Annotated in this window: 6 protein-coding genes; 1 reads left to right on the top strand and 5 read right to left on the bottom strand. The window is 73.1% G+C overall.

The window, feature by feature from the left end; all coding sequences use genetic code 11:
• Window positions 1-858 carry an alpha/beta fold hydrolase gene (locus tag IE294_RS45795; RefSeq protein ID WP_189895245.1) on the top strand — a complete coding sequence of 286 codons (858 nt, stop codon included), beginning with the start codon at window positions 1-3 and terminating at the stop codon, window positions 856-858.
• Between the two features lie 152 nt (window positions 859-1,010).
• Here the strand turns inward: IE294_RS45795 and IE294_RS45790 are convergent, their stop codons facing one another.
• From IE294_RS45790 to IE294_RS45775, 5 genes are all read right to left on the bottom strand, one after another.
• Window positions 1,011-2,936: a helix-turn-helix transcriptional regulator gene (locus IE294_RS45790; RefSeq protein ID WP_229918197.1), complete on the bottom strand. Its 1,926-nt coding sequence runs from the start codon at window positions 2,934-2,936 to the stop codon at window positions 1,011-1,013.
• On the bottom strand, window positions 2,894-3,751 hold the full coding sequence (locus IE294_RS48830) for an AAA family ATPase (protein ID WP_229918195.1): 858 nt from the start codon (window positions 3,749-3,751) through the stop codon (window positions 2,894-2,896). The genes IE294_RS45790 and IE294_RS48830 overlap by 43 nt, the downstream gene beginning before the upstream one ends.
• 184 nt (window positions 3,752-3,935) lie before the next feature.
• Window positions 3,936-5,039 (bottom strand): helix-turn-helix domain-containing protein, encoded by a 1,104-nt coding sequence (locus tag IE294_RS45785; protein WP_189895244.1) that lies wholly within the window; start codon window positions 5,037-5,039, stop codon window positions 3,936-3,938.
• A 113-nt stretch (window positions 5,040-5,152) separates the two neighbouring features.
• On the bottom strand, window positions 5,153-5,995 hold the full coding sequence (locus IE294_RS45780) for a fumarylacetoacetate hydrolase family protein (RefSeq protein WP_189895243.1): 843 nt from the start codon (window positions 5,993-5,995) through the stop codon (window positions 5,153-5,155).
• A gap of 74 nt (window positions 5,996-6,069) precedes the next feature.
• A complete protein-coding gene (locus tag IE294_RS45775; RefSeq protein ID WP_189895242.1) occupies window positions 6,070-8,997 on the bottom strand; it encodes an FAD-binding and (Fe-S)-binding domain-containing protein in 2,928 nt (975 codons plus the stop codon).
• Window positions 8,998-9,166: the final 169 nt, after the last annotated feature.

Raw genomic sequence — 9,166 nt, 5'->3', positions numbered from 1 at the left:
ATGAACACACCTCTGTCACGGCGTACCGTGACCGTGTCCATGCTGGCCGGCGCGGCTGCCCTGGGCGCCGCAGGCCTCGCCCACGCCGCCCCGGCCCACACCACGACCGGCACGACCGCCCCGGCCGCCCCCGACGCGGCCCACCCCACCGTCGTCCTCGCCCACGGCGCCTTCGCCGACGCGTCGAGCTGGGCCCCCGTGGTCGAGCGGCTGCTCAAGCAGGGGCACCGCGTCGTCGCCCCGCCGATCCCCCTGCGCTCACTGGCCGGTGACGCCGCCTACCTCCGCAGCGTCCTCGACGGCATCGAGGGCCCCATCATCCTCGTCGGCCACTCCTACGGCGGCGCCGTGATCAGCCGTGCCGCCGTCGGCGCCGCCCACGTCAAGGCACTCGTCTACATCGCCGCCTTCGTCCCCGACGCCGGCGAGAGCGCGGCGGAGCTGACCGACACGTACCCGGGAAGCTCCCTGTCGCGCACCACCGTCACCCAGAAGTACCCGCTGCCCGGCGGCGGCCAGGGCGACGAACTCCTCATCCGCCAGGACCTGTTCCACCGGCAGTTCGCTGCCGGGGTCCCCGGCACCATCGCGGAGACCCTGGCCGTGGGGCAGCGTCCCATCACCGTGGCCGCCCTCCGGGAACGCGCCACCGCGGCCGCCTGGAAGGAGCTGCCCACCTGGTACCTCATCGCCACCGAGGACCGCAACATCCCGCCCGCCGCGCAGCGTTGGATGGCCACCCGGGCCAGGGCCCGCGTCACCGCCGTCCACGCCCCGCACGCCGTCGCCGTCAGCGACCCGCGCGCGGTGACCGACGTGATCCTCGACGCCGCGCTGTCGGTGCGCACCGGTCACTGAACCCGCGGGGGACGTCAGCAGTTCCCGGTCGGCCTGCCGTATGCGGGCCGCCCCGCCTGCGGGCTCGGGCGCCGTCGGAAGGAGCGGCGCCGGGGACCACGCACGGGTGGTGACCGTTGGTGGTGATCGTCCCGCCGTACCCGGTCCGCCGGTCAGTCGTCCTCCGAGGCGGCGACCACGCGCGTGAGCTGGACCCGGGAGTTGACGGACAGCTTGCGGAAGACGGCGGACAGATGGGTGTTGACCGTGTGCGGCGAGACGACGAGCAGGTCGGCCGCCGAGCGGTTGGTGTGGCCTGCGGCGACCAGGCGCGCGACCTTCCGCTCCGACGCCGTGAGCGCCTCCCAGCCCTGGGACGGACGCGGGCCGGCCGACGCCCGCCGGGCACGCGCTCCCGCGCGTCCCAACAGGCCCTGCGCCCGCGCCGCGGCGGCATGGGCCCCCGACTCGGCGAACGTGGCCCGCGCCTCGGTCAGGGCCTCCACCGCCTCCGCCCGCCGGCCGGCGTTCACCAGCGCCGTTCCCAGGTCGACGAGCGCCGCCGCCCGGTTCAGCGGCCGGGGACCGCCCCGCAGGAGGGTGACGGAACACCCGAGCAGGTCGACGTCGTTCGCGACCAGCCCGCGTGTCTGCGCCGCCAGGCCCGTGGCGGTCGGCACGTCCGGATTGCGGGCGGCGTGCGCTTCGGCCTGTGCGGCGAGATCCTCGGCCAGCTCGCGGTCGCCGCCCCGCAGGGCGATGCGGACCGCCTCGTCGACCCAGGTGCGTAGCAGGCGCCACCGCAGGAGGCCGTCGTGCCGCTGGACCTCCCGGAGCCGCTCCAGGGCCAGTGCGTGATCGTCCGCGGCGCCGGCATGGAGGGCCTCCAGGAAGCGCACGGCGGCCGTGTTCCCGGGATTCGGCTTCACCGCCAGCCGTTTGCGCGCCGCGACCAAGTCGTGCCGCGCCGCCGCGAGGTCGCCGCGCAGCAGGCCGATGCGGGACCGGATGACCCGGGCGTTGACCTGATGCACCGGCGCTTCGACCTCGTTCTCCAGGCGTTCCACGGTGACGAAGTCGGCCTCGGCGTCGTCGAGTTGCCCGAGCCCCAGACGCTGATGTCCCTGGGACCACAGCAGCATGCCCTCGCGGAGCGAGCCGTCCTTCTGCCCCGTCGCCCGGGCGAGCAGGCGCTCACCGCGGGCGAAGTCGTCCAGGTGCTGACAGGCCATGACCTCCTCGGGCAGGTACGCGGGATCGACCGCGCTGAGGGTGGTGAACAGTCGCAGGGCTTCGGCGGTCTCGCCGGCGTTGAGCGCCGTCTCACCGAGCCCGAACAGTGCCTGGACGTGTGCCTCGCGGTCGCCGATCGCGACGGCCTCCCGTAGCGCCGCCTCGCCGTCCGCCCGCGCCGCGGACAGGTCGTTGCCGCGGGACAGGGCCAGGGCGCGCAGGGCCCTCAGCCGGGCCGCGGTCTCCGGCGAGGCGCCGCCGGCCGCGAGCGTGGCGTCGAGCCGGTGCCGCAGGTCCTCGGCCCGGTCCAGGTTCCACAAGGTCGCGCTGATAGCCGCCTGGAGGCGGCTGGACACGGCCGGCGGAGGCTGTCGCGCGAGCAGCCGTTCCCCGGTCGCGAGCGCCTCCTTGTTCCGGCCGGCCCGGGTCAGCGCGACGATCGCCCGTTCGCCGACTTCGAAGCCGGAGGGGCGCCGCGGCGGTGTCAGTTCCAGAGCGCGGGTGAGCAGGTCGGCGGCGAGGGCCGGTGTCACGGGCAGCACGTCGTCGGCCGCTCGCCGCAGCAGCAGGACCGCCTCCTCGTCACCGGGCAGTGCCCCGGTGAGCAGGTGGGAGACGGCCTCGATGGGCTGGTGGCCCGCGGTGACGAGCTGCTGGGCGGCCTCCCGGTGAAGAGCCCGTCGGTCGGCGGGCGGGATGTCGGCGTAGACCGCCTGGCGGAGCAGGTCGTGGCGGAAGACCAGGGAGTCTCCCTCGTCGGCGAGTACGTTGGCGCGCACCGCCTCGTCCAGCATCCCGACCATGGCCAGCGAGGGCTGACCGCTCAGCGCGACGGCGTCCTGGAACCGGAACCGGCGCCCCAGCACGGGCCGATCCGCAGGAGGTGCAGTGTGCCGGGAGAGAGTGCCGAAAGCCTGCCGCGCACACCGGCCACCAGCCCCGTCGGGACCGGCTCCCCGGAGGAGTTCGTGGACCGCAGCCCCGTGAGCAGCTCGACCGCCAGGAAGGGATTGCCTCCGGCGCCTTCGAGCAGGTCGCGCACCTGTTCGTCGACGCCCGTCCCCAGGACGTCGTCGGCCAGCTGCTCGATGGCCGACGACGAGAGGGGGCCCAGACGTACGTCGACGGCCGGCAGGGCGCGGGACGCCGCAGCGCATATCTCGTCCGCCTCCCCGGACGGGCCTGAGCGCCTGGTCAGCAGCCACAGCACGGGGGAGGTGCGCACGCGCGCCGGAAGCTGCGTCAGGACGAAACGGCTCAGCGGATCCGCCCGTTGCACGTCGTCCAGCCCGATGAGCACCGGGGTGCGCGCGGCCAGGGCCTCGATCTGCTCCGCCAGGTGCTGCACCAGCCAGATCCGGTGGTCATGCCCCCGTGACAGATCCGCGAACGCCTCGTCCGACAGCAGCGGCCGGTCCTGGTGGGTGAGGCAGGCCGTCAGCGAGGAGAGCGGCACCAGGTGGTGCAGTTCGTCGGCCTCGCCCAGGCCGACGGAGAAGCCCGCGGCTCCCGCGTGGCCGGCGCAGTCGTCGAGCAGCACCGTCTTGCCGATGCCCGCCTCGCCCCTGATCAGCGCCAGGGCCGCGCTGCCCGTACGCGCCACCGAGTCGACCAGCGCCCGGAGCCGCTCCACTTCGGCTTCCCGGCCGCGCAGACCGCCTCTGGACGGCGATTGCCCCATCGCCGTCACAGGCGTTCCTTCCCTCTGCGAGCACCCGGCCGAGGCCAGGCCATACCACAATGACCGCTGCGTGTGCCCCGCACGGCGCGCCGGTGCTCCACTATGGCACCCACAGGTTGTGTTTGGCGGAAAACGTATGGATGGCTGGAAAGGGCCGCTTGGCGGGGAGGGGTGGCCGGTCGTCTCAGGCCGCGACGGTCCCGGACGTCCGCCGGGCCGGAAACAGGGCCGGGTGCGCCACCCGCGGTTCCACCCCGGCCCGGTGGGTGGCGGCTCCTTCGGAAGACGTGGGCTCACCGTCCCGCAGCGCCTTGTCCCGCCACTCGGCGGGGGACATCCCGTACATCCTGCGGAAGGTGCGGCTGAAGTGGGCCGCGCTGGAGAAGCCGAACTGACGCGCCACGGCGGAGATGGTCATGCCGGCGGACCCCCGGCGGGCCAGCTCGCGTCGGCACCGCTCCAGGCGGCGGCGCTGGATCCACCGGCTGGCCGTGGTGTCCTCGTACTCGAAGAGCTTGTGCAGGTAGCGGGTCGATATGTGGTGGGTCTGCGCGATGGACAACGGCGTCAGGTCCGGATCGCCGAGACGCTGGTCGATGTACGCCTTGATGCGGGAGAGCAGGTCCTGGGCGGCCTGGGGCAGACCGGCCTCCTCGGGCAGCCGTTCCTCGGCGAGGACGGAAAGCAGGCCGACGACGTGGCGCACCAGTACCTCACTGGTGCCGGGCGGCAGCTTCGGCACGGTGTCCCCGAGGCGGGCCAGCAGCGGCGACAGCAGCGAGGCGGAGGGCGCGCACCTGCTGATCGGTGTCGCCGGCACCCGCTTCAGATGCGTCTCCGTCAATCCGATCAGCCCCCGCGGGAAGATCAGGCAGGCCGCACGGAAGGTGCCGGTGAACCCGATGCGCATGGGGTGGGTGGCGTCGTGGAAGACGGTCTCGCCGGGCTGCACGTGCGTCTCCCGGTACCCCTGGCTCACGACAGCGCTGCCCTCCAACAGTGACATGACCATCAGGCAGCCGTCCTGGAGGGACTCGGCCGGCTGCGCGGGCCGGCGTATCCACACCGGCCCGCCCTCGACGGTGACCACCTGCACGGGGCCGAGCCGGGACGTCCGGATCCTGCCCCGGCAGCGGCCAACCGGAACGGAGGCTTCGGCACCCGCGAACGTGCGGGCCAGGGCGTCGGACCAGTAAGCCGCTCTCCGGTGCTCGGGCACCGCGTCGGTGGTGTAGTGAACGGTGATCGACTTCTTGCTCTGGCCCGGTGTGATTGCGTCTGACGACACGTGTCCTGCCCCTCAGCCTGTCTGCCTCAGGACACCGTGCCAGCCGCCCGGCGTCGGTACCTCGCGTGAACGTTCCAGATGTGCCGCTCACGTGCGACGACGCGGGGCAGCGGTCACTCGGACACGAACCGCTGCCTCAGCTCGCCGATGCCCTCGATGGAGCTGACCAGTTCGTCGCCGGCGGTGAGCCACCGCTGGGGCTCCCGTCCGAGGCCGACACCGGACGGCGTACCGGTGTAGACGACGTCTCCCGGAAACAGCTCCAGCACCTGCGACAGCTTCGAGACGAGCGCCGGCACGGGGAAGATCAGGTTCCGGGTGGAGCCGTGCTGCACCTCCTCGTCGTTCACGCGGCACCGCAGTTCGAGGTTGTCGGGGTCGTCGAACTCGTCCGGGGTGACCAGGCACGGTCCCATGGGGGAGAAGCCCGGGAAGGACTTCGCCAGACCGAACTGGGGCGCCGGGCCGCTCATCTGGAGGACGCGCTCCGACAGGTCCTGTCCGACGGTCAGACCAGCCACGTGGTCCCATGCCTCGGCCTCCGGGACCCGGCGTGCGGTCCGGCCGATGACAACCACCAGTTCCACCTCCCAGTCCGTGTGGCCCCCCTCGGGCAGCACCACATCGGTGAGGGGACCGGTGATGCTGCCGGCGAACTTGGTGAAGACGGGCGGCATGCCCTCGGGCGCCGTGAACCCGGCCTCGTCCACGTGCTCGCGGTAGTTGAGGCCGATGGCGAAGAGCTGGCGGGGAGCGGGCGCCGGGGCGCCGAGATCGGCGGGGTCGTAGGGAAGACCGGGAACCGTGCCGGCGTCGGCCCACGCGCGGAACTCGTCCCAGCGCTCGTACACGGCCTGGGGGTCGGACGAGAAGCGGCCGTCGCTGGCGTCGTGGACGTCCACCGCCCGCCCGCCCTTGAGCAGGGTCAGACGTCCGGACAGGTTGGCGATGCGCATGGCGGGTTCTCCTGTGCTGTGCGTCGCGGGCGACGGCGGAGGCGGTGGTGCGGGGGACGGGGCGGCCGGCGGGGTCAGGCGGGTCTGGTGACCCGTTCGAGGAGCAGCAGCACCGACTGGTAGGGACGGCCGGTGACGTGCTCCATGCCGATCTCGCAGGTGCGGTTCGCCGAGAGGTACGCGTCGTGGCCCCCCGCCATGACCTCCTCGGCCTCATGGGCCGTCGCGGACTCGGTCAGCTCCCTGTGCAGCATCCCGCGGTCACCGGCGAAGCCGCAGCACTCCGCGTACACCGGGACGGTCACCCGGTCGGCCACGAACCGCGCCAGCTGCTCAAGCTGGGCCACGTCACCGAGGTGGTGCATCGAGCAGGTCGGATGGATCACCGCACTGCCGACCGTGGCGACCGCGGTCAGGTGCGGCACCAGTTCCTCGGCCGCCCAGACCAGCGAGTCGACGACCTGGAGCCGCTCGTGCCGGCGCCTGTTCTCCGGGGTGAGGTACGGGACGATCTCGTGCCCGATGCCGAGCGTGCAGGACGAGGCATCGACCACGAGCGGCAGCTCGCCGCCGTCGGTCCACTCCCAGGCCCGTTCGACGGTGTGGTTGGCCATGAACGTGTTGCCGTCGTCGTACCCCTTGGAGTGCCAGATCGTCGCGCAGCAGGAGCCGCCCAGGTCCGGCGGCACCCACACGGGGCGCCCGGCCCGCGCGGAGAGGGCCACCACGGCCTCGGGGAGCGAGAGGTCCTCGCCGCCGGCCGGACCCGCGAAGATGCGGTTGACGCAGGCGACGAAGTAGACGGCGGCGGCGTCCTCGCGCCGGGTCCGCGGCAGTCGCTTGCCGGCCGGAGCGGGGATCGCGCTGATCCACTCCGGCATGAGGTCCGGTGAGACCGCCTTGCGGGCGAGCGAGGTGACGCCGCGCAGGAGACGGTCGTCGACGTGCTCCGCCACGCCGAGCGCGGCGCGGACCGAGGTCTCCACGGCCGCGAAGCGCTGGGCGGCCCGCTCCGCGTTCCGTTCGGCGCGCCGACCGTGGCGCTGGTGCCGGAAGCGCTTCATCATCGCCCCGGTGTCGATGCCGACCGGGCACGCGATCTTGCAGCTGGAGTCGCCGGCGCAGGTGTCCACGGCGTCGTAGCCGTAGGAGTCCAGCAGGTTGTCGGTGACGGGCGAGTCGGGGGACTGCCGCATCATCTCGCGCCGGAGCACGATGCGCTGCCGGGGCGTCGTCGTCAGGTCCCGGCTCGGGCAGACCGGTTCACAGAAGCCGCACTCGATGCACGGGTCCGCGATGGCCTCGATGGTGGGGATCGTCTTCAGGTGCTTCAGGTGGGCCTTCGGGTCGCGGTTCAGCACCACGCCCGGGGCGAGCACGCCGTGCGGGTCCAGGGCCTGCTTGACCCGCCACATCAGCTCGGTGGCCCGTTCCCCCCACTCCGCCTCCAGGAAGGGTGTCATGTTCCGGCCGGTGGCGTGCTCCGCCTTGAGGGAGCCGTCGAACCGGTCGACCACCATGGCGCAGAACTCGTCCATGAACGCCGCGTACCGCTCGACGTCCGCCGGCCGGGCGGCGTCGAAGGCGAGCAGGAAGTGCAGGTTGCCGTGGGCCGCGTGACCGGCCACCGCGGCGTCGAAGCCGTAGCGCCCCTGCATCTCCAGCAGGGCCGCGCCGGCCTCGGCCAGCCGGGAGGGCGGTACGGCGAAGTCCTCGGTGATCAGGGTCGTCCCGGTGGGCCGGGCCTTGCCCACGGCGGTCATGAACGCCTCACGGGCGTGCCAGTAGGTGTGCACCACGCCCGGCTCGGTGACGAAGGCGTTCGTCACCGACGCCACGGGGGCGACCAGCTCCAGCCCCTCGGCGACGGCCCGGGCGGCTTGCTGGTTGGCGAGGTGGTCCTCCGGCGTGGAGGCGCGGAACTCGACCAGCAGCGCGGCGTTCTCCCGCGGCACGTCCCGCCAGTCGTCGGGCACCCCGTCCACGGCGGCGCAGGCGCGCAAGGTGTTGCCGTCCATCAGCTCGACGGCACGGGCCCCCGCGCTGTTGAACAGGGGCACGGCGGCGGCTGCCGCGGGCAGGTCGGGGAAGAACAGCAGCGCGGTGCAGGTCATCCGGTCCAGGGGGACCGTGTCGAACACGGTCTCGGCGATGAAACCCAGCGTGCCCTGGGAGCCGACCATCAGACCGCGCAGGATCTCCACGGCGGTCGCCCCGTCGAGGAACGCGTCCAGCCGGTAGCCACTGGTGTTCTTGAGCTCGTACTTGGCGCGGATGAGGGCCACGAGCGCGCTGTCCGCCTCGATCTCGGCCTTGAGCGCGGACAGGGCCGCCACGAGGTCCGGTTCCGCCGCCCGCAGCCGCTCCTCCGCGTCCGGAGCGGCGGTGTCCACGACCGTGCCGGACGGCAGCACCAGGGTGAGGGAGGACAGCAGCCGGTAGGAGTTCCGCGTGGTGCCGGCGGTCATGCCGGACGCGTTGTTCGCGACGACGCCGCCGACCGTGCACGCGAGGGAACTGGCGGGGTCGGGTCCCATCAGTCGGCCGTGACGGGAGAGCGAGATGTTGGCCCGCCCGATCGTCGTACCCGGCTTGATCCGGGCCCGCACACCGTCGTCGAGCATCTCCAGCCCGGTCCAGTGACGGCGTACGTCCACCAGGATGTCGTCGCCCTGGGCCTGGCCGTTCAGCGAGGTGCCGGCCGCGCGGAAGACCACGTGGCGGCCGTTGTCGCGGGCGTGGCGGAGCACGACGGCCACGTCCGCGGTGGTCTCGGCGATGACCACGACACGGGGCACCAGACGGTACGGGCTGGCGTCCGAGGCGTACCTCACCAGGTCCGAGATCTTGTGCAGGACCTTCTCCGGGCCCAGTTCCGCGACGAGGGCGTCCCGCAGGCCGTCCGGCGTACCGGAGGCCCGGTCGTCGGGAACCCGGTCGACGGAAGGACCATCCGCCGGGTGCGGGCGCAGCGCACCCGGCTTCGGATCGAGCAGTGGCATGTGTGCTCCTTTCCTGCCGCGTCGTGCGTTCCCGTACGGCTCGACATCGGCCGGCCGTGTCGCGCGGTGGCCGGCGCGCACGGACCGTGCGGCGCCGCGGATGGGGTCGGTCACCGCGCGCGGGACCCGGACGGCGACGGTGCGGGCGGCGAGGGTGCGGGCCCGGACG

Origin of the sequence: Streptomyces canarius, from assembly GCF_014650735.1 — a bacterium.
In the GTDB taxonomy this organism is placed as follows: Bacteria; Actinomycetota; Actinomycetes; order Streptomycetales; family Streptomycetaceae; genus Streptomyces; species Streptomyces olivaceoviridis.
This window is presented reverse-complemented; position numbering and strand designations above follow the sequence as displayed.

Excerpts from the sequence above, each read along its gene's own strand:
- IE294_RS45795 (WP_189895245.1), top strand. The coding sequence starts at position 1 with ATGAACACACCTCTGTCACGGCGTACCGTGACCGTGTCCATGCTGGCC.
- IE294_RS48830 (WP_229918195.1), bottom strand. The coding sequence starts at position 3,751 with ATGGGGCAATCGCCGTCCAGAGGCGGTCTGCGCGGCCGGGAAGCCGAA.
- IE294_RS45780 (WP_189895243.1), bottom strand. The coding sequence starts at position 5,995 with ATGCGCATCGCCAACCTGTCCGGACGTCTGACCCTGCTCAAGGGCGGG.
- IE294_RS45775 (WP_189895242.1), bottom strand. The coding sequence starts at position 8,997 with ATGCCACTGCTCGATCCGAAGCCGGGTGCGCTGCGCCCGCACCCGGCG.